The 21,092-nt window shown below is 70.7% G+C and carries 14 protein-coding genes; 11 read left to right on the top strand and 3 right to left on the bottom strand.

Going from position 1 to position 21,092, the window contains the following annotated elements:
* Positions 1–11 precede the first annotated feature (11 nt).
* From ACX9TP_RS23100 to ACX9TP_RS23055, 10 genes are all read left to right on the top strand, one after another.
* On the top strand, positions 12–542 hold the full coding sequence (locus ACX9TP_RS23100; RefSeq protein WP_482981896.1) for a MaoC family dehydratase: 531 nt from the start codon (positions 12–14) through the stop codon (positions 540–542).
* Between the two features lie 4 nt (positions 543–546).
* Positions 547–1,545 carry an NAD(P)H-quinone oxidoreductase gene (locus tag ACX9TP_RS23095; RefSeq protein WP_482981895.1) on the top strand — a complete coding sequence of 333 codons (999 nt, stop codon included), beginning with the start codon at positions 547–549 and terminating at the stop codon, positions 1,543–1,545.
* Entirely contained in the window at positions 1,538–1,810 is a 273-nt protein-coding gene (locus ACX9TP_RS23090) for an acyl carrier protein (protein WP_482981894.1), read from the top strand. Before ACX9TP_RS23095 ends, ACX9TP_RS23090 begins: the two co-directional genes overlap by 8 nt.
* Positions 1,804–3,201 carry an aminotransferase class III-fold pyridoxal phosphate-dependent enzyme gene (locus tag ACX9TP_RS23085; protein WP_482981893.1) on the top strand — a complete coding sequence of 466 codons (1,398 nt, stop codon included), beginning with the start codon at positions 1,804–1,806 and terminating at the stop codon, positions 3,199–3,201. Before ACX9TP_RS23090 ends, ACX9TP_RS23085 begins: the two co-directional genes overlap by 7 nt.
* Complete coding sequence (locus tag ACX9TP_RS23080) at positions 3,198–3,614, top strand: acyl-CoA thioesterase (protein ID WP_482981892.1); 417 nt, start codon at positions 3,198–3,200, stop codon at positions 3,612–3,614. The genes ACX9TP_RS23085 and ACX9TP_RS23080 overlap by 4 nt, the downstream gene beginning before the upstream one ends.
* A complete protein-coding gene (locus ACX9TP_RS23075; protein ID WP_482981891.1) occupies positions 3,611–4,093 on the top strand; it encodes a 3-hydroxyacyl-ACP dehydratase FabZ family protein in 483 nt (160 codons plus the stop codon). The genes ACX9TP_RS23080 and ACX9TP_RS23075 overlap by 4 nt, the downstream gene beginning before the upstream one ends.
* A complete protein-coding gene (locus tag ACX9TP_RS23070; RefSeq protein ID WP_482981890.1) occupies positions 4,087–5,208 on the top strand; it encodes a beta-ketoacyl-[acyl-carrier-protein] synthase family protein in 1,122 nt (373 codons plus the stop codon). The genes ACX9TP_RS23075 and ACX9TP_RS23070 overlap by 7 nt, the downstream gene beginning before the upstream one ends.
* Positions 5,205–5,789: a coronafacic acid synthetase gene (locus ACX9TP_RS23065; protein WP_482981889.1), complete on the top strand. Its 585-nt coding sequence runs from the start codon at positions 5,205–5,207 to the stop codon at positions 5,787–5,789. Before ACX9TP_RS23070 ends, ACX9TP_RS23065 begins: the two co-directional genes overlap by 4 nt.
* A gap of 63 nt (positions 5,790–5,852) precedes the next feature.
* Positions 5,853–7,262, top strand: coding sequence for a class I adenylate-forming enzyme family protein (locus ACX9TP_RS23060; protein ID WP_482981888.1), 1,410 nt, complete (start codon positions 5,853–5,855; stop codon positions 7,260–7,262).
* Between the two features lie 63 nt (positions 7,263–7,325).
* A complete protein-coding gene (locus ACX9TP_RS23055) occupies positions 7,326–12,149 on the top strand; it encodes an amino acid adenylation domain-containing protein (protein ID WP_482981887.1) in 4,824 nt (1,607 codons plus the stop codon).
* A 93-nt stretch (positions 12,150–12,242) separates the two neighbouring features.
* Here the strand turns inward: ACX9TP_RS23055 and ACX9TP_RS23050 are convergent, their stop codons facing one another.
* The 3 genes from ACX9TP_RS23050 to ACX9TP_RS23040 all read right to left on the bottom strand — a co-directional run bounded on the left by ACX9TP_RS23050 (position 12,243) and on the right by ACX9TP_RS23040 (position 16,896).
* Positions 12,243–12,425 (bottom strand): class I lanthipeptide, encoded by a 183-nt coding sequence (locus ACX9TP_RS23050; RefSeq protein WP_482981886.1) that lies wholly within the window; start codon positions 12,423–12,425, stop codon positions 12,243–12,245.
* 163 nt (positions 12,426–12,588) lie between these two features.
* Positions 12,589–15,903 carry a CHAT domain-containing tetratricopeptide repeat protein gene (locus ACX9TP_RS23045; RefSeq protein ID WP_482981885.1) on the bottom strand — a complete coding sequence of 1,105 codons (3,315 nt, stop codon included), beginning with the start codon at positions 15,901–15,903 and terminating at the stop codon, positions 12,589–12,591.
* 42 nt (positions 15,904–15,945) lie between these two features.
* Positions 15,946–16,896 (bottom strand): sigma-70 family RNA polymerase sigma factor, encoded by a 951-nt coding sequence (locus ACX9TP_RS23040; protein ID WP_482981884.1) that lies wholly within the window; start codon positions 16,894–16,896, stop codon positions 15,946–15,948.
* Positions 16,897–16,985: 89 nt separating this feature from the next.
* Between ACX9TP_RS23040 and ACX9TP_RS23035 the strand changes: the two genes are divergently transcribed.
* A complete protein-coding gene (locus tag ACX9TP_RS23035; protein WP_482981883.1) occupies positions 16,986–21,011 on the top strand; it encodes an nSTAND1 domain-containing NTPase in 4,026 nt (1,341 codons plus the stop codon).
* Positions 21,012–21,092 lie beyond the last annotated feature (81 nt).

Here is a 21,092-nt window from a genome sequence, read left to right as displayed (position 1 = left end):
AGGACACCACCATGGAGGGCACCGGAATCACCGGCTACACGCAGCTCGGACCGCAGCGGTACCGGGAAGTCATTGGCTTCCACTACGAGGACTTCACCGTGGGGGACGTCTTCGAGCACCGTCCCGGCAGGACGGTGACGGAGGCCGACAACGTCCTGATGAACACGCTGAGCATGAACCCGTCGCCGCTGCACCTGGACGCCGCGTACTGCGAGCAGACGGTGTGGGGCCGGCCGCTCATCTCCAGCCTGGTGACGTTCAGCATCGTCTGCGGGATGAGCGTGCGCAGCACCAGCGGCAGGGCCACCGCCAATCTCGGCTGGGACAAGGTCCGCCTCACCCACCCCGTCTTCGCGGGGGACACGCTCTACGCGGAGAGCCGCATCCTGGCGAAGCGGCTGTCCACGCGCCGGACGGGCGAGGGAATCATCACCTGCGAGACGGTGGGCCTCACGTCGAAGGGCGAGGTCTTCCTCTCCTTCGAGCGCAGCTTCCTCGTGCCCACCCGCGAGCGGGCCGTCGAGGAAAGGGCCAGGTACTGACGCCATGCGGGCCGTCATCTACGAAGGCTCCGGCGGGCCGGAGGTGGTGAAGCTGCGCGAAGTCGCGAGGCCCATGCCCACGCGCGAGGCGCTGCTGGTGAAGGTGCATGCCGCCGCGCTCAACCGCGCGGACCTGCTGCAGCGCCACGGCGAGTACCAGGTCCCCGAGGGCCAGTCCTCCATCCCCGGCGTGGAAATCGCCGGCACCGTGGAGGCCTGGGGGGAGGACGTGAAGGGCTTCACCCGGGGGCAGCGCGTCTACGGCGTGGTGGAGGGAGGCGGGCTGGCCGAGTACTGCCTGCTGGACCAGGGCATGGCCAACCCGATTCCCACCGGCTTCGACTTCGCGGAGGCGGCGGCCACCGCGGAGTCCTGCCTCACCGCCAACGAGACGCTCTTCACCCTGGGCCAGCTCCAGCGAGGGCAGGCGGTGCTCATCCATGCGGCGGCCAGCAGCATCGGCACCACCATGGTGCAGATGGCCCGGCACGTGGGGGCCACCACGTACTGCACGGTGGGCACGCAGCGGAAGGTGGAGGCCCTGCGCGCCCTGGGCGCCGATGAGGTCTTCAACTACCGGGAGCAGGACTTCGTGCGCGAGGTCCTCCGGCTGACGCGCGGCGAAGGCGTCCCGCTGGTGATGGACTTCATTGGCGGCGCCTGGCTGGAGCGCAACCTGGCGGTGCTGGGGCATGAGGGGTGCCTGGTGCTGGTGGGATTGCTGGACGGCATGACGGCGCAGGTGGACCTGCTGCGCGTCGTGCAGCGGCGCCTGCAGCTCAAGGGCTCCTCCCTGCGGCTGCGGCCCATGCGCGAGAAGCGCCAGGTGAATGAGCGCTTCCGCCAGCGGTGGATGGAGGTGCTCGCGCGGGGCGCGCTGCGCCCCGTCATCCACGCGCGCTACCCGCTGGAGGACGTGGGGGTGGCGCTGGCGGACATGGAGGCGAACCGCAACATCGGGAAGCTCGTACTCACACTCGAGAGGAAATCCAGCCATGCATGAAGAGCTGACGACAAACATCAAGAAGATCCTCATCAACAACCTGTTCGTCGAGCTGCCCCCGGAGCAGATCGGCGCGGATGACGGCCTGCAGTCCGTCATCGGCCTGGACTCGGTGGGCTTCCTCGAGCTGCGCGTCATCTGCGAGGACGAGTTCGGCGTGCGCATCTCCGACGAGGACTTCAACGCGGACAACTTCCGGACGGTGAACCAGCTCGTGTCGCTCATCGTGGGCCTGAAGACCCGGGCCCAGGGAGGCGCGTGGTGAAGGTGCCCGCTCCAGGAGGAACACTGGCCCCCGCGGAGCTGGACCGGCTGCGCGCCGGCCTGGCGCTGCACATGGACCACTACGGCGGCGGGCGCCTGCCCTTCGCCTGCCTGCAGGCGCGAGGGCTCGTCCAGCAGATGGTCCCGCTGGAAGGCGAAGGCGCGGGCCGGGTGATGGAGGTACTGGACGCGAGCGGAGGCTACGCCAGCGCGTGCCTGGGCGCGGGGCACCCCTGCCTCCAGGAAGCGCTGCGCGACGGCCTGGAGCGCGGCTACGTCACCGACGAGCTGGGCTCGCTGGAGCGGACGCGCCTCCTGGAGGAGCTGTTCGGCCCCGAAGGCCGCTGGGCGGACCGCTTCCCGGGAAGCGCGTACCACGCGAGCGGCCGCAACTCCGGCTCCGAGGGACTGGAGCTCGCGCTGCGGCTGGTGCTGGAGTCGGGCTTCGACCGGCGGCGCCTGACGGTGAAGCCGGGCCGGGAGGCGCGGCGCACCGTCCTCGCCTTCGAGGGCGCGTGGCATGGGTGGACGGGCGGCCTGGTGCCGCTGCTCAACCGCCGGCACTACCGGATGGGTCTGCCCCCGCAGTCCACCGAGCCGCCCTTCGGCCTGGACGTGGCGTTCCTCCCCTTCGGCCAGCCGGAGGTGCTGGAGCGCTACTTCGCCGAGCAGGGCGCGAAGCTGTCCGCGGTCTTCGTCGAGCCCATCCAGGGCGACGCCGGCATCCTCGTGCCACCGCCGGGCTACCTGCGGCGGCTGGCCACGCTGTGCCGTGAGCACGGCGTGCTCCTGGTGGCGGACGAGGTGCTCACCTTCGCGAAGACGGGCCGCTTCTTCGCCATGACGGACGAGGAGGGCCCCATCCCCACCGACATCACCGTCATCGGCAAGAGCCTGGGCATGGGCGCCGTCTCCACGTCCATGGTCATCGCGCGGCGCGAGCTGTCCGTGCGCTCCAGCGGCGCGGTGTCCACGTCGGACCTGCGGCCCCTCACCTGCGCGCTGATGCGCTCGGGCCTCCGGTACCTCGAGGAGGAGCGCCTCGTCGAGCGCGCCGGTCCCCTGGGCGAGGAGCTGCGCGCTCGGCTGCGACGGGACGTGGTGGAGGCGTTCCCGGAGCTGTTCCTGGAGGTCCGCGGCCTGGGCTACATGAACGGCATCGAGCTGACCGAGCGCGCCGCCGGCGGCCTCACCCGGCTGCGCCACCGGCTCCTCGAGTCCGGCGTCTTCGTGGAGTTCATGGCCGGCGCGGGCCGGCGCACCCACGGGCTGCGCTACCTGTTTCCCGCGATGCGCATCGCCCCGCCGCTCATCGCGGGCGAGGAGGACCTGCGGCACATCGTCGAGCGCATCCGCGAAGGCACGCGGAGGTTCGTCGAGGCGGGGTCATGATGCCCCTGCGCCACCGCGTGGAGCACGTCGACACCGATGCGTCCGGGGTCGTCCACTTCTCGCGCTACGCCTCGCTGCTGGAGACGGCCGCGTTGGAGGAGCTGGAGCGCAAGGGCTCGGGGCTGGTGGCGCTCGAAGGACAGGGGCTCGATTTGCGCGTGCGGGAGCTGCGCATCAGCTACCGCGCCGCCGCGCGCTTCCAGGACTGGCTGCGGTTGGTGGCCAGCGTGGAGCACGTGGGCCCCGCGAGTCTCAAGTTGGGCGTGAAGGTCTACCGCGAGGGCCAGGAGCCCGAGCCGGTCCTGCTCGCCTCTGGAAGTCTGGACATGGCAGTCGTCAACCGCGAGAGCGGAGGTCCCTCGTGCATTCCCCAAACACTCAGCGCCGCCCTCAAGCAATCCCTCTCCCCGTGAATGAAGGAGCGCGGCAGCCCAGACCCCTGGGCTTCACCGCCCTGCGCCAGTGGCTGCGCCACCGGCACCCGATGATTCTGCTGGACCGCATCGTGGACCACGAGCCCGGGAAGTTCCTCGAGGCGCTCATCTCCATCTCGGGGAACCTGGACTGCATCGCGGGCCACTTCCCCGAGCGCGCCATCTACCCCGGCAGCAACCTCATCCAGGCCTTCGCCCAGGCGGGCATCATCCTCTACCAGATGAGCACGTCGCTCCTGGAGGAGGACGAGCTGACGCTGATTGGCTCGGTGGAGAGCCGGTTCCTGCAGGTCGTCGTGCCGGGGGACCAGGTGCTGCTGCGCGTGCAGGTGACCCGCCTCGCCGGAGGCCTCTTCGTCTACTCGGGCAAGGCGACGGTGGGCACCCGCCGCGTGGCGGCGTTCCGCGCCAGCCTCGTCCGCACCAAGGTCTCGGAGCTGGGCTCGCCGCTATGGTAGCGCCCGTCGCGGTGACGGGGGCCGCGTGGAGCACGGCCCTCGGCCACGGACTCGGGGACGTGTGGCGGCGGCTGCTGGCCGGCGAGCACGGCTTCGTCGAGGTGGACTCCCCGCACCGGCTGAGGAACGCGCTGGCCGCGGCCATTCCTCCGCCCGGTGACGGCCCCGCGACCCGGCTGCGGCGCCTGGCGGTGGAGACGCTGCGCCGCGCGCTGGCCGAGGCACGGCTGGAGGCGGGCGGCGCGAGCACGCGCTTCGTGCTGGGGACGAGCCTGGGCGCCTGGCTCGACGAGGCGAGCGAGCGGGAGGCGCCGCTCCACGCCTGGGCGGACGAGGTGTCCCGCGCGGTGGGCGCGCACGCGGCGCCGGTGTGTCTCTCCACGGCGTGCTCCTCGGGCTCCGATGCCATCCTGGTGGGCGCGGAGCTCATCCGCTCCGGGGCGGCGGAGGTATGCGTCTGCGGCGGCGTGGATGTCCTCACCCCGAGCAAGCGGCTGGCGCACTCGGCGCTCTCCACCATGTCCCCCACCCGGCCGCGCGCCTTCGACGCGCGGCATGACGGCATGCTGCTGGGCGAGGGCGCCGGCTTCCTCGTGCTGGAGTCCATGGCCCATGCCCGGGAGCGCTCGGCGCCGCTGCTCGCCGTCTTCCGCGGGGCGGGCTCGGCCAACGACGCGGCGAGCATGACAGCTCCGGACCCCGACGCCATGGGGGCCCGGCTGGCGATGGAGCGCTCCCTCTCGGACGCCGGGGTGGCGCCGGGAGACATCGGGCTCGTCAACGCTCATGGCTCGGCCACGCCCGCCAATGACCGAGCGGAGGCGGAGGCCTTCCGCGCCGTCTTCGGGGCGGGGCCACGTCCGCTGGTCTTCGCGACGAAGGGCGCCTTCGGCCACACCCTCGGCGCCACCGGCGCCATGGAGGCGATTGCGCTCATCCTCGGGCTGCGCGAGGGCGTGGTGCCCCCCATCGTCGGCCTGGAGCAGCCCGACGCGGACTTCCCCTGTCCGCTCCCCATGGGCCGGCCGGTGCGGCACGAGGAGCGAATCGGCCTGAGCCTCACGCTCGGCTTCGGAGGCTTCGACACCGCTCTCGTCTTCGAGGTCCCCCGATGAGCCTGTCTCCTCTCGCAAGGACGTCCCTCGTCATCCGTGGCAGCGCGGCGGCCTGGGGCGGTGGGCCCAATCCGTACGCGGCGCGGGTGAAGACCTCCGTGCGCTATGCGGACCCGATGGCCTGGGCCCTCGTGCTCGCCATTGGCGAGGCCACCGAGCCGCTGGGGGAGGAATTCCGGGGCGCGGTGGCTCGGTGCTCGCTCATCCAGGTGGGCCCGGAGGCTCCAGCGGAGGCACTGAGTCAGGCCGCGAGCGAGGCGCTGCGCGGCTTCGCCTCGCCCATCCGCTTTCCCGCCGCCACCCCGAGCGCGCCCACGGGCCTGGCCTGCATCGTCCATGGCCTCCGCGGACCGACGCTCGCCCTGACCCTGCCCGTGGCAGAGGGTGCCGGGATTGCACTGGCGCTCTCCGCCGCATGGCTCGCGCGAGGCGTCGTCGACTACGCGCTCATCGGGACGACGGCTTCCGTGCCCGGCGGCCCGCCCCGCGCCGCCTGTGCGGTGCTCTCGCGGGGCGAGGGCCCGGGCGTGGCCCCGGCGCTCCTGCTGAAGACCCTTCTCCCCCGAGCCTCGCACCCGTGACTGAAACCACCAGGGCTGCCCCGGCGCTCCTGGTGACGACCCTTCACCCCGAGCCTCGCACCCATGACTGAAACCACCACGGATGTGGCGGGCCTCTCCCTGCCGACCATTCAAGCGTTTCTGGACCGCGTCCGGGACCTCACGGAGTCCGGCCCCCCGACGCAGCACCCGGTGGACCAGCTCGCGGCCTCCTGGAAGGCGCGAGGCCTGCGGCCGGGAGATGTCGTCCTGCTGGCCCTCCCGAACGGGGCGGAGCTGCTGGCCCAGGTCTTCGCGATTCTCGCCGCGCGTGGGGTGCCCGCACTGGTGTCTCCCTCCGCGCCCGCCGCGCGACAGCAGGCGCTCGTGGAGGCGCTTCCGGCGCGCGCGCTGGTGACCATGCGCCGGCCGGCCCCCCAGGCCCGGGAGGTGGACCGCTTCGCGCTGGGCGGAGCCGAAGTGGCCCTGTTCCCCGACGTGCAGCCGCCAGCTGCCCAGCCCGGGGAGATGGTCCTGCTCACCTCGGGTACCTCGGGCTTCGCCAGCGGGTGCGTGTTCGACCTCGACGCCCTCTTCCGGAACGCGAGCCGTCACGCGGACGCCGTCGGTCTGCGCGCCGGGGACACCGTGCTGGTGAACCTGCCGCTCTACTATTCGTACTCCATGGTGGCCCAGGCCTTCGCGGCGCTGCTGCGAGGCGCGGACCTGGTCATCAGTGGCCCCCCCTTCCAGCCCGCCGCCTACCTGCGGCTGCTGGCCGAGCACGGCGTCACCGTGTCCGCGCTGACGCCGCTGCTGGTGCGTTCGCTGCTCCAACAGGGCGGCACCTTCCCCGAGGGACTGCGCTCCCTGGGCGTCGGAGGGGACGTCCTGTCCGCGGAGCACGTGACGCTGCTGCTGCGCCAGCGGCCCCGGGGCGAGCTGTACATCACCTATGGCCTGTCCGAAGCAGGGCCGCGAGTCGCCACGCTGGCGGCCCATGCCGAGCCGGCCCACCGCTTCGCCTCCGTGGGCCTGCCGCTCCCGGGGACGCAGGTATCGCTCGTCCCCCGGGGCCCCGGCGGCCAGAAGGAGCTGCTGGTGTCCTCGGACACGCTGATGAAGCGGCGCATCGGACTGGTGGAGGGCGAGAAGCTCAACGCCTGGCGTGGCCCCCGCCTGCTGGCCACGGGGGACATCTTCGACATCGACGCGGAGGGCTACCTGTACTTCCAGGGACGGCTCTCCGACTTCATCGTCCGGGGCAGCGAGAAGATCTCCATGGCCTCCGTGCGCCGCCTGGCCACCACGCTCCCCGGCGTGCTCACGGCGCGCACCCAGGTCGTCCCCGGCGCGGAGGGCGACGACTACGAGATGATCCTTACGGTGGCGGATGAGGGGCGCCCGATGGACCACGTGTCCGAGGCGCTCTCCCGCCTCCTGCGGCTCGCGGAGCGCCCACGGCGCATCCAGGTCGTCTCCGCGGACGGCGCCACCGCCGCGCTTCACAAGTGAGCCGCTGACGCCACGCGTGCCGCGGTCTCCCCGAACCTGTCCCAAACATTGAAGGACTCCCCGATGACACTCGCCTCGCTGAATGCCAGCTACCAGCCCCCGCGCACGCCGACGGAGGAGGTCCTCTGCGAGCTGTGGAAGGTGATGCTGGAGGTGGAGCGCGTGGGCATCCACGACGACTTCTTCCTGCTCGGCGGCCACTCCCTCATCGCCACCCGGCTCGTCTCGCGGCTCAACGAGCTCTTCCACCTGCGCTTCCCCCTGCCCACCCTCTTCGACGCGCCCACCATCGCGCAGCTGTCAGAGGCCATCGAGTCCGCGCGGGGAACCACGGCTCCGGAACAGGACCTCGAGCTCCGTCCCGGCGTCCACGGAAGCGACACCCCGCTCTCCTTCGCGCAGGAGCGCCTGTGGTTCATGGAGCATCTGCATCCCGGGACGGCCACCTACAACATCCCCATCTTCTACCGCATCACCTCGCGGCTCGACGTCGACGTGCTCCAGCGCGCCCTCGACGAGTTGCTCCGCCGTCACGAGTCGCTCCGGGCCACCTTCACCTCCACGGGCTCGGGCCCTGTCGCGCGCATCGCGCCACCGCATCCGTTTTCCCTGTCGGTCATCGACCTGGGCCACCTCCCCGCGGACGCCCGCGACGCGGAGGCTTCGCGCATCGCCACCGAGCAGGCGCACCTGCACATCGACATCCGCACGGGCCCCATCATCCGCGGCACCCTGCTGCGGGTCGGCGCACAGGACCATCGGCTCCTCCTCACGGTCCATCACATCGCGTTCGACGGCCAGTCCCTGGGCATCCTCATGCGCGAGCTCCGGACGCTCTACTCGGACTTCGCCGCCGGCCGGCCTTCGTCCCTCCCCGCGCTCCCCCTGCGGTACGCGGACTTCGCCACGTGGCAGCGCCAGTGGATGCCGGGACAGGCCCGGGAGCGGCTCCTTCCCTACTGGCGCAAGCGCCTCGCCGGAGCCCCCACGCTCCTCGCGCTTCCCACCGACCGACCCCGGCCGTCGGTCCAACGTTTCAAGGGCGCCCGGCGGACCTTCCACATCCCCGAGGAGACGGCGCTGGCCATCGACGCGCTCAGCCGCAAGGAGCGCACGACGCTCTTCATGACGCTCCTCGCGGGCTTCTGCGCCGTCCTCCACCGCTACTCCGGGCAGGAGGACCTCGTCGTCGGCTCCCCCATCGCCGGACGCATCCGGCCGGAGGTGGAGGGACTCATCGGCTTCTTCGTCAACACGCTCGTCCTGCGCAATGATTTGTCGGGCAACCCCCGCTTCGTCGACCTCCTCGCCCGCGTGCGCGAGGTGACGCTCGGCGCCTTCGCCCACCAGGAGCTCCCCTTCGAGAAGCTGGTTGAAGCCGTCCAGCCGGAACGCACCCTCAGCCACGCCCAGCTCGTCCAGGTGATGTTCGTGCTGCAGAACGCGCCCACGCTGGAGGCGGCACCATCCGCCGCGCTCCAGCTCACCGCCACGGCGGAGTCCTGGGAGGTGAACACCGGGACGACGAAGGGCGACCTCGTCCTCTACATGGCGAGGACCACCGAGGGCCTCCGCGCCACCTTCGAGTACGACACCGACCTCTTCGATGAGGCGCGCATCGAGCGAATGGCCGGGCACCTCCAGGTGCTGCTCGAGGCCGCGGCCTTCGATCCGCACCAGCCACTCGCCGCGCTTCCGCTGCTCACGCCCGCCGAGCGCCACCAGGTGCTGCACGAGTGGAACAGCGCCTCCGCCGACTTCCCCCGAGACGTCTGCGTCCACGAGCTGTTCTCCCGGCAGGCCGCTCGGACTCCGGACGCCGTCGCCGTCTCCTACGGCGCCCACGGCCTCACCTACCGGGAACTCGACGCACGCTCCAACCAGCTCGCCCGCCACCTGCGCTCGCTCGGCGTCGGTCCAGAGGTCCTCGTCGGCCTGTGCGTCGAGCGCTCCGTGGACCTCGTCGTCAGCATGATCGGCATCCTCAAGGCGGGGGGCGCCTACCTTCCGCTGGAGGCGTCCTACCCCGCCGAGCGTCTGGCCTTCATGCTCCAGGACTCGCGCGTCGGGCTCCTGCTCGTCCACGACACGAAGCTCCAGCACCTGCCGCCGTTCCAGGGCCCCATCGTCCGCATCGACGCCGAGGGGGACGCCCTCTCCCGGCACTCCGCCCTTCCGCTTCCCGCCACCGCCTGCCCCGACAACCTCGCCTACGTCATCTACACCTCTGGCTCCACCGGCAGGCCCAAGGGCAGCGCCATCCTCCATCGCGGCATCGCCGCCCTGCTCTTCCACACGAACTTCGTCCGCTTCTCCCCCGGGGACCGCGTCGCCCAGGCCTCCAACGCGTCCTTCGACCCGAGCACGTTCGAAATCTGGGGTGCGCTGCTGCATGGCGCCCGCCTCGTCGGCATCACCGCCGATCCGGCGCGCGAGCCCCAGGAGCTTGCCGCGCAGATCCAGAGCGAGGCCATCACCGTCATGTTCGTCACCACCGCCGTGCTCCACCTGCTGGCGCGCCAGGTGCCGGACGCCTTCCGCCACGTCCATACGCTCGTCTTCGGAGGTGAGGCCGCGGACCCGCTGGCGCTGCGCGAGGTGCTCCGGCACGGCCCGCCCCGCCGGCTGCTCAACGGCTATGGCCCCACCGAGTGCACGGTCTTCTCCACCTTCCACGCCATCGACGCGCCTCCGTCGCTCGGCCACCCCGTGCCCATCGGCCGCCCCATCACGAACGGTCCCGTCTACCTGCTGGACAGGCACCTGCGACCGGTGCCCATCGGAGTTCCCGGAGAGCTCTACGTCGCGGGCGAGCGACTGGGCCGCGGCTACTTCAACCGCCCGGAGCTCACCGCACGGACCTACGTGCCCGACCCGTTCAGCGCCCGGCCCGGCGCGCGCCTCTACAAGACGGGAGACCTGGGCCGCTACCTGCCCAACGGCCGCATCGAGTACCTGGGCCGCGTCGACCTGCAGGTGAAGATTCGCGGCTTCCGGGTGGAGCTGGGGGAGGTCGAGGAGTCACTGCGCCAGCACCCGGAGGTGAAGGACTGCACGGTGGTGGCGCTGGAAGTCGGAGGGGACCGCAAGCTTGCCGCCTACGTCGTCGCCCACGGGCAGGCGCCCGCCCAGGCCTCGCTGCGCACCTGGCTGCGAGAGCGGCTGCCGGAGCACATGGTGCCCGCCTCCTTCACCCTGCTGCCCGCGCTGCCGCTGACGCCCAACGGAAAGGTGGACCGCCGCGCCCTGCCCTCGCCCGAGCCGGCCCAGGGGGATGCGGCCAGCTACCAGCCCCCGCGCACCTTCACGGAAGAAGCGCTGTGCCGGATGTGGGGCGCACTCCTGGAGATGGAGCGCGTGGGCATCCACGACAACTTCTTCCACCTCGGCGGCCACTCGCTCCTCGCCACCCAGGTCGTCTCACGGGTCCGCGCCGAGCTCGGAGTGGAAGTCTCCCTGCGCACGTTGTTCGCGGGACCCACGGTGGCCGACCTGGCGCGGCATGTCTCACGCGCGGAGCCTCCGGTGGTGCTCGCGCGGCCGGTGCCGCCCCTGCGCCGGGTGCCTCGCGAGGGGGCGCTGCGCGTGTCCTTCGCCCAGGAGCGCCTGTGGCGCTTCTTCCAGCGGGCGCCCGAGTCCAGCGCCTACAACATTCCCCGCGCGTTCCGGCTGCGCGGCCGGCTGGAGCCACGCCATCTCGAGGCGACCTTCCAGGCCCTCATCGCCCGGCACGAGTCGCTGCGCGTCACCTACTCCGAGGAGGACGGCGTGCCCGTGCAGCACATCCAGCCACCGGACGGCTTCCAGCTCCGGGAGGTGGACCTGCGCGGAAGGGAGGACCGCGAGGCGGAGGCGATGCGCGACGTGCTGGCGTCCGCGCTGCGCCCGTTCGACCTGACGCGAGGCCCGCTGATGCATGCGTCGCTGCTGCGGCTGGGGGACGAGGAGCACCTGCTGTTCTTCTGCATGCACCACATCACGGCGGATGGGTGGTCCATGGGCGTCCTCGCACGCGAGCTGGGCCGGCTCTACACGGCCATCGTCACGGGTGGAGAGGCCGGGCTGGCGCCGCTGGCCATCCAATACCCCGACTACGCGGCGTGGCAGCGCGCCTGGCTGTCCGGCGAGGAGCTGCGGGAGCGGCTCGGCTTCTGGCAGAAGGCGCTCGCCGGAGCGCCCACGCTGCTGAACCTTCCCACGGACCGGCCCCGGCCGGCGGTGCGCACGTTCAACGGGCTCCACCTGCCGGTCCAGCTCGGTGGGGAGCGCAGCCGGGCGTTGCACGCGCTTTGCCGAGGCGAGCAGGTGACGCCCTTCATGGCGCTGCTGGCGGTCTTCGGCATCGTGCTGGCCCGACGCGCGGGGCAGGAGGAGGTGGTCATCGGCTCCCCCATCGCCAACCGCCTCCGCCCGGAGCTGGAGCCGCTCATCGGGATGTTCGTCAACGGGCTGTGCCTGCGCATCAACCTGCACGGGAGCCCGGGATTCCGCGAGCTGCTCCAGCGGGTGCGCGAGGAGACATTGGCGGGCTATGCCCACCAGGAAGTTCCCCTGGACCTGGTGATGGCGTCGCTCGGGGCAGAGCTGCCAACGAACCGGCCGCCGGTGTTCCAGGCCATGTTCGTCCTGCAGAACGCGCCCACCGCGCCGCTGGAGCTTCCCGGGCTTTCCGTGACGCCGGTGGAGGTCAGCCGCGGCTCGGTCACCTACGAGCTCACCCTGGCCCTGACGGAGACCCCTGAAGGTTTCTCAGGCGTGCTGGAGTTCAACACCGACCTGTTCGAGCCGGCCACCGCGGAGCGGCTGCACGCAGACCTGGTGGAGTTGCTGGACGCCGTGCTGCTGGACCCGGACCTTCCCGTGGGTCTTGAAGAGCAGGCCGGATGAGGAGCGGCACCGGCAGGAGGCGGCCCCATGACAGGCCGTCCGAGCTCACCGCCTATGCCAGAACGCGCTCGGGCTCACCTGGGTGGGTTTTTCTCATTCGACCTGCTGCGTGCTGGGATTAATCGTGATGCCGGCCGTGATCTGGAGGGTGTCGGGCAGCTGTTCATATCCACCTGCGACGGCTTCGAGCAGATTGTCGCTCAGGCTGCGAAGGGTCTCTTTCTTCAAGGATAGCTTGGGCTTCCGGAACTCGGGCTGGGTGCGCTTGTCGGTCATGACTTCCTTCAGGGGAGTACGAGAAATGAGCGGCAGAGGTGCTGCCACGCGTCCGAATAAATGGAGACCACGAGCTGACCGACTATGCATGCCTGACGCCAGATGCTTGATGATGCACGGTGTCAGAGGGCGACCCAGGACCTTGTCCAATGGAGGGTGTGGGTCAGGGGGCCTGCTGCCTCCGCAGAGGCGGCAGGCCTTGAAGGGGGGCGTCCTTGCCGATGGCAATGAAGGGAGCCCAGAAGTGAGGATGGGAGTACTTGCGGCGCAGTTCCCGCATGGCCTGCCGTAGCGCGGCGGCGCGCCCCTGGCCTGTCATGAGGTTGCGGTAGTAGCGCTCCATCAGCTCATGTGTCGTCCCGTCATTGATCTGCCACAGGCTGGTCACGAGCGTCTCAGCCCCCGCGACGACCAGCGCGCGTCGCAGGCCATGGACTCCCTGGCCCAGCTTGATGTCGCCGCGGCCTGTGTCACAAGCCGACAGCACCACCAGCTGGCTGCCCCACAGGTCCATGCCGGCCAGCTCGAGCGCTGTCACCAGCGAGTGCTCGCGCGGATGGGCGTGGGACTGGGTTGCGGGTGCGTCAGCGCCCGCCAACACCAGGCCCGAGCGTAGCAATGGGTCGGGAACGTGCTGCGCCGGTGGGAAACCACCCGGCGCACCCGGACCCCCACCACCGCGGATATTCGCCGGCGCCGCTGCGTCCTTGAGGAAGAAGCCGTGAGTCGCAATATGGAGAATGCCCGGCGTGGGGAGCTCGAGGAGGGCGTCCTTGGTTGCCGCGCGGCCCAGCAGGAGTGTGGCGTGCGGGAACAACCGTTGAATGGCTTCTGCCTCCTGGCGTGTGCCAGGGAGCGATGGCCAGGAGACGTCAGGGAGCTCCACCAACCGCGACGAGAAGAAACGCTCGAGGGCCATCGAACGCTCGACCAGGACCGGGGCGGACTCGGCGGCGTGAACAGCCAGGGTGGAGTCGAAATCGGGATCAGCCAGGACCACCACGGAGTTCGCGGCAGGAGCCTCATTCAGGTGGCGCAGAAGGTCCTTGCCCGAAGTGAGGTAGGTGATGTCCAGGGCATCCAGCAGGAAGTTGCGCCCATCGTGGAGGGCAGCAAAGGGGATGAGGGCCAGCTGTCCGTCGGGCGAAAGAAGGAGCCGCTGCACCTTGGCGAGGTGAGGCATCAGAGGACGGAAGACCAGGGCATGGAGCTCCTGAGCAGCAAGCCGATAGGAGACTGCTTGCCGTGAGAGCGTCTCATGCATGCGCAGCGCGGCGCGGTCGATGGGCTCGGCTGGACCAAGGTCCTGAGCGTAGCTACGGCCATCCGGGAAGAGCAGGAGGGCCATGTAACGCTTCTCCCTTTGCGGTATCGAGGGCAGTGAGCCGGGCGTGGGGATGAGCGGGCTGTCGTTGTACGCGATGAACTCCACGAGCGCTCCGTTCCTGGGGAGCACCGCCGCCACACGGTCGACGATCTCGGCAACGGGAGGCTGAGCAGAGAGCGCACGCAGCGGCGCCGAGCGCGCGGCAAGCCTGGCTTCCAGGACATCGCTCTGGTGGACGAGGTCCTTGAGGCGCTGCTGGTATTCGGCGGCGGAGAGTGGGCCAGGCCCGGCCAGCGACGCCGTGGCGAACTGGGTGCGCAGGGTGCGCAACCGCTCGAAGGTCGAGTGATCCTCCTGCCCCAGGCTGCGGTAGATGATGCGAGAGATGTCCGCGAGCTCTCCAGCGGCCCGGCCCTTGCGAAGCAGCGCGGCAGACAACGCGAGGCGCCGCACGCGAGCATCGTCCGGGTGTCTGCGCGTGAGCGAATAGAGGCGCTCCTCGTCGGCGCGCAGGAGCTGCAGGATGCTGGAGAGGCTGGCGTCGGAGAAGGTGAAGAGCTCCTGGCGCAGCTGCGTCTCAGAGGAGGCGAGAGCCCGCTCGAAGAGCGTCAGGGCATCCGCGAGGCGGTGCTGTGCGAGACGGGTCAGCGCAAGGCCTTGGAGCGAGAGGATGACGTCAGGATGGTGCTCGCCGAACACCGCCTCCCGGATCGCGAGTGCGCGCTCATGAAGCGGCGCTGCCTGCTCGTAGCGTCCCTGGAAGAAATGGTGACTGGCAAGCCTGCGGACCGTGTCGGCGACGCTGGCGTCATTCTGGCCAACAGCCTTCTCCTGGATGGCGAGCGCCCGCTCGAGCAGTGGCGCTGTCCGCGCATGGTGGCCCTGGGCAAGATAGATGTCCGCCAGACTGTTGAGTGAATCGGCAACGTGTGGGTGGTCCTTGCCAAGCCTCGCTTCCCGGATCGCGAGCGCGCGCAGGCGCAGCGGTTCGGCCCGCGCGTAGAGCCCCTGGATGGAGTACAGGTTGGCGAGGATATGAAGTGAGTCGGCGATGTCGGGATGGTCCTGGTCAAGGGCCGACTCCTGAATGGCCAGGGCCTCCCGAAGGAGGGACTCGGCCTGTGCATGGAGTCCTTGGGCTTCGTAGATGCTGGCCAGCAGGCGAAGCGAGATGGCGATGCTGGGGTGACTGGAGCCGAGCGCCGACTTCTGGATGGCCAGTGCTCGATGAAGGAGCGGCTCGGCTCGGGCATATGAACCTTGAAAGAGATAGAGGTCCGCGAGCCCATGAAGCGAATAGGCAACAACAAGGTGGGTCCGGCCGAGAACCGCCTCCCGGATCGCGAGAGCGCGTTCGTAGAACAACTCGGCCCTGGCATGATGACCTTGAGAGAAATAGAGGTCCGCGAGGTTATGGAGCGAGTTGGCGACATCGCGATGGTTCGGACCGAAGACCTTTTCCCGGATTGCGAGCGCGCGTTGAAAGAGTGGCTCCGCGCGTGAATAGAGGGCCTGCCTTCTGTAGAGAACGCCAAGGACATTGAGTGAGTTGGCGACCTCGGGATGGTTGTCACCCAGGGACGCTTCCCGAATCTCAAGGGCCCGCTGCAGGATGGGCCCTGCACGTTCACCCAGGCCCAGCGTCATGTACAGAATGGCAAGATTGTGCAGGGACTCCGCGACGTCGGGATGGTTGCGGCCAAGGGCTTCTTCCCGGATCTCGAGCGCGCGCTCATGCAGCGGCTGGGCTCGCGCATAGAGTCCCTGGCTGGTGTAGAGGCTGGCGAGCTCGTTGAGGGAGGCCGCGACCTCAGGGTGATTCTGGCCAAGGGCCGCTTGCCGGATGGACAACGAGCGTTGAAAGAGCGGCTCGGCTTGCGTGTAGCGTCCCTGCAGTTGATGAACGTCCCCCAGCAGGCTCAGACAGCTTGCCACCGCCGGGTGCATCCCTCCCAGCGCCGTCTCCCGCAGTTTCAGCGCGCGCTCGATGGGAGGCATTGCCTGCGCATACTGCCCCGCTGCCTTCAGGCTCCGCCCCTCCTCGAAGGCCCGTTGCGCTTCGACCAGAGCATCCGGGGTCTCATGCCTGCTCGTCGCGCATGCAGCGCAACAGAGGATGGCGAGGACGCTCGTCACGACGGCGGTTCGCATGGTGTCCTGTCCTCATGATTCGGGTGGGACGAAGTCCGGCGCTCAGGGCGTTTGTTCCTCCACCTCCTTCAAGATTTCGCTGAAGCTCATGTCGAGCCGGCTGTGGATGTCGCTCAGCAGGCTCTCGAACTCGTGCGAGGACAGGCGCAACCGCTCCCTGAGGAGGCGCTTCGTCTCGTCGAAGACCGCCTGCCGGGCGCTCTTCAGCCAGCGGGAAGCCGTTGACTGGTCCACCCCGTAGAGCCTGCCCAGCTCGATGGTCGACAGCCGGTCGAGGAAGTGCAGCCGGAGCAGGTAGCGCGGCTTGTCCGGCAGGGCGCAGAACGCATCGCGCGCCGCCGCACGGAACTCATGGAGACAGCGGCGCTTGAGCAGCTCGAGCTCCGCGTCATTCCCGGTGTCCGGCGCGGCTTCGATGGCCGCGAGGATGCCCTCCTCGACCTGCTCCCGGGCCGGAGCGATGTGCCGGAGGCTCATTCGCGCGGCGATGACGCGAATCCAGCTCAGCAGCGAGCTCTGGGCCTTGTACAGCGAGAACTGGGGGCCCGCCTCGGTGCCGACAAGCAGGTGGATGCGAACCTGCTGACAGACCTCGTCGACGACCACGGGCGGCAGCCTCGGAGCCAGCAGCGCCGGCAGTCTTGCCAGGACCTCGCGCTCCAGGGTCTGGCTGGCGGAGGGCACCCCGTCCATGCAGGCCGCCGCGAGGTACAGACCGGCAAGGTTCAATCCCTCCAGCTGCCGCGCCAGCGCCTCCGCCAGCGGCCCCTCCCGGCTGAACCCTGGCGACACCCGGGCCAGGTGGTGCACGAAGCCCGCGTCGGACAGGGCCACTTGCGGCCATGCGGCATGTCCGGTCTCATGGGCCTGCCGGAGCAGGTCCTCGAGCGCTTCGAGCTCGTCTTCCTCGAGCTCGTCCGGCGCGACCGCTCGCCCTGGAATCCTGGCGAGGAAGAGCGAGGCAAGCCTGGGGGGAGTCTTCTTGTTGTCCACGGTACTCGCGTTATCCCCCATCTCCCACCCTCTTTGCCAAGCGGCCCCGGCCCGGCCGACACAATCCGCAGCCCTGCCTCCGACCCCGCATGCCTGACGAAGACGCGTTGCCTGCCTCGCCGTGTCTGACCGATGAGCGCCTCGCCGCGCTGCTCGATGGGGGGAGTGCCCCGGAGCAGCTCGCCGGCATCCATGCCCACGCCGCGACGTGCCCGGCCTGTCATGAGCTCCTGGTGGCGGTGGTCCGCGGCGGCATGCCCCAGGAAGCCAGCAGCATGTCTGGCAAGGCTGCCACGAATGGCTTCGAGCCTCACGCGTCGCGGCCCGGGGCAGCCGCCATGGGCTGGACCCCGCCCGCCGAGTTCGACGAGTTCCGGCTGGTGCGCCCGCTGGGCCGGGGCGCCATGGGGGTCGTCTACCTCGCCCATGACCGCTCCCTGGACCGGCAGGTGGCGGTGAAGTTCATCGCCGCGCACCAGCCCAATGCCCGGGCGCGCGCGCGCTTCCAGACCGAGGCGCAGGCCATCGCGCGCCTGAAGCAGCCCAACGTCGTCACCGTGTTCCGGGTGGGCGAGGTCGAAGGCCATCCGTACATCGTCTCCGAGTATCTCATCGGGAAGAGCCTCGCGGAGCTGTCCGCGCCGCTGCCGTGGCGCCGGGCCCTCACCCTGGGCATCGGCCTGGCCCGCGGGCTCGCGGAGGCCCATCGCCAGGGCGTGCTGCACCGGGACATCAAGCCGGCCAATGTCCTGCTCACCGAGCAGGACGAGGTGAAGCTGCTCGACTTCGGGCTGGCCGAGCTCGTCGAGGTGGAAGCCCTCCAGGAGCCCGGCACCGTCCGCACCGCCGCGGGCACCCCGCGCTACATGGCCCCCGAGCTCTTCGACGGCACCTCGGCGACGCCGAGGAGCGACCTCTATGCCCTGGGGCTGGTGCTCTACGAGCTGTGCACCGGCGAGCTGCCACGGCACCGCCGCGACACGCCCCGGGAGCCGCCCTCCTCCGGACCGGTGGCATCCGCCGCCCCCACCTACGGGCCGCCGCTGACCCTGCGCGTGCCGGGAATCGACCCGGACTTCGCCTCCATCATCGAGCGCTGCCTGCACATCGACCCGGATGAGCGCTTCGCCTCGGCCACGGCGCTCTGTGCCGCGCTCGAGCGGCTGGAGCGGCCGCAGGACCCGGACGTGCTCTCCACCGGCAACCCCTACCGGGGCCTGGAGCCCTTCGAGGCCGAGCACCGCGCGTTCTTCTTCGGGCGCGACACCGATATCCGGGCGGTCATCGAGCGTCTGCGCCGCCAGCCCCTGGTCCTGGTCGCAGGCGACTCGGGCGTCGGCAAGTCCTCGCTGTGCCGCGCCGGCATCCTGCCCCGCGTCACCCAGGGTGGGCTCGACGCGTTCCGCGACTTCAAGCTGCTCACGCTGACGCCCGGGCGCCGTCCCCTCGCGGCCCTCGCCGCCGCGCTGGCCCCCATCCTGCGCCAGGAGGAGGCCGGGCTGAGCGCCATGCTGGCCGAGGCCCCCGAGGCGCTGGGGCCGCGGCTGCGGGCGGCCTACCAGGAGCAGGGGGGCCTGCTGCTGTTCGTGGATCAGCTCGAGGAGCTCGTCACCCTGGCGGAGCCGGGCCAGGCGGCATGCTTCACCCGATTCCTGGGCGAGCTGGCCCTGCCATCGGCGGGCGTGCGCGTGCTGCTCTCGGTGCGCGGAGACTTCCTCACCCGGGCCGCCGCGCTGCCCGGCCTGGGCGGCGTGGCCGAGCGGGCGCTCTACCTGCTCCAGCCCCTCACCGCGGAGGGTGTGCGGGAGGCCGTCGTGGGCCCCGCCCGCAGCCGGGGCGTCGTCTTCGAACCCGAGGCGCTTCGCCAGACGCTCGACGAGGCCACCGCGGGGGGCCCGGGCAGCCTGCCCCTGCTCCAGTTCGCGCTGGCCGAGCTGTGGGAGCGGCGCGACACCGTCCGGGGCTGCATCACCCGCACGGCGCTCGAGTCCATGAGCGGCGTGGCCGGCGCCCTGTCGCGGCATGCCGACGGCGTGCTCGCGCCGCTCGGCCGCTCGCAGCAGCAGGCCGCGCGCATGCTGCTCGGCCGGCTCATCACCGCCGACGGCACCCGCAGCGAGCGGAGCGAGGAGGAGCTCACCGCGGCCTCGGAGGAGGCCCGCACCGCCCTGCGGGCGCTCGTTGACGGGCGGCTGCTGCACACGCGCACGGTGGGAGGGCGGGTGATACATGAGCTCGCCCACGAGGCGCTCATCACGAGCTGGGGCACGCTGCGCCGCTGGCTGGACGAGGACGTCGGTCAGCGCGCGCTCCGGCAGCGCATCGAGGCGGCCAGCGTGGAGTGGGAGCGACTGGGACGGGCCGCGGAGCTGCTCTGGCGGACGCGTCAGCTCGGCGAGGCGCGAGAGCTTTCCACCGGAGCCCTGGGCGCACGGGAGCAGGCCTTCCTCGACGCCTCCCGGCGCGCGGTGCGCCACCGGCACCTGCGGGGGGGCCTGGCCGTGCTCCTGCTAGTGCTCGGCGCGGGCAGTCTCGTCCTCTGGCCACGCCTGAAGGCGCACCAGGAGACCCAGCGCGTCCTGCGCGCGCGGATGGAGGTCGCCCAGGCCTCGCTCTCCCAGGGCAGAGACCTGGGCCAGCGCGCCTTCCTGAGCCGGGACACGGCGCTCGCGCTGTTCCATGGGCCGGCGCCCGGCGGCCCCGGGACGAGGCCCGCCTCCGCGGACCGCTGGCAGCGCGCCGAAGAGGCCTGGGACGAAGCCCGCGACGCGTTCACGCGAGCCGACGAGGCGCTGGCACAGGCCGAGCAGTCCCTCGATGACGCGCTCGCGCTCGTCCACGAGGCCCCGGACGCGCGCCAGCTGCTCATCGAAACCACCTACGAGCGCATCCTGCTCGCCGAGCGCTTCCACCGGAAGGACGAGCGCGACCGGCTGACGCATCGCTTCGAACGACTCACGGCCCGGGAGCCGGCATGGCGGGAGCGGCTGGCGACGCCGGCCAGACTCGAGCTGACGACCGAGCCGCCGGGAGCGCGGGTCGAGCTGCTGCGCTATGTAGAGGACAAGGGCGTCCTGCGGCGGGAGCCCGTGCCCGGAGCGGGCGCCCCCGGCCGGACGCCCCTCGCCGGGCTGAGCCTCCCGGCGGGCTCCTATCACCTGCGCCTGCTCCACGAGGGCCGCGCCCCGGTGGACCTCCCCCTGCTGCTGGAGCGCGGCGGGCACGAGCGAGTCCACCTGGCGCTGCCGGCCACCGTGCCCGAGGGCTATGTCTACATTCCGCCGGGCTGCGTCCTGTCGGGCAGCGCCGATTCGGAAGCGGAGCGGCGGTTCTTGCGCAGCGCGCCGCTGGACCGCAGCTGCCTCCAGCAGGGCTACTTCATCGGGCGGACCGAGGTCACCTTCGGCGACTGGCTGGAGTACCTCCAGACGTTGCCGCCCGGGGCGCCGGAGCGGCACCTGCTCGAGACCCGGCGCGCGGGCAGCGTCGATGAGCTGTCGCTGCGGCAGCTTCCCAACCGCACCTGGAGCTTCTCCCTGAAGCTGATGAGCGAGCACGTCCTCACGGCGCGTGCAGGGGAGCCCATCCGCTACCCGGGCCGGAGCCACCATCAGGTCCAGGACTGGAGGCGCTTTCCCCTGGCCGGCGTCTCGGCCGAGGACGTCTCGGGCTACCTCGTCTGGCTCGACCGCACCGGGCGCCTGCCGGGCGCGCGCCTGTGCAACGAGCTCGAGTGGACACGCGCCGCCCGGGGAGCGGACGGCCGCAGGTACCCGCACGGAGACCGGCTCCTCAAGGGCGACGCCAACATCGAGGGGACCTATGACCGCCGGACGGATGGCTTCGGACCTGACGAGGCCGGCACCCATCCCGCTTCGGTGAGCCCCTTCGGCCTGCATGACCTGGCCGGCAACGCCTTCGAAATCACCCGGCCCCTGGCGCCGGACCTCAGTGACATCATCCTCCGCGGCGGGGCCTGGTATTACGACGAGTTCGGCGCGCTGATTGCCAATCAGCAGTTCGGCAACAGCAAGCTCCGTGACGCCAGGGTGGGTGTCCGCGTGTGCGCTTCCGCGCCTTCCTCCGAGGAGGAAGATTCCAGGCAGGCCAGATGAGCTCGTGCGGTGAAAAACCCGGTGCATAGCCCACCGGCCATTTGCCTCTATTCAGGGAAGGCACGCGTCGCAACGGAGCCG

The sequence above is a fragment of the Pyxidicoccus sp. M15 genome, assembly GCF_056858435.1.
Note: the sequence above shows the minus strand (reverse complement) of the source record. Positions and strands in the feature narration are given on the sequence as shown.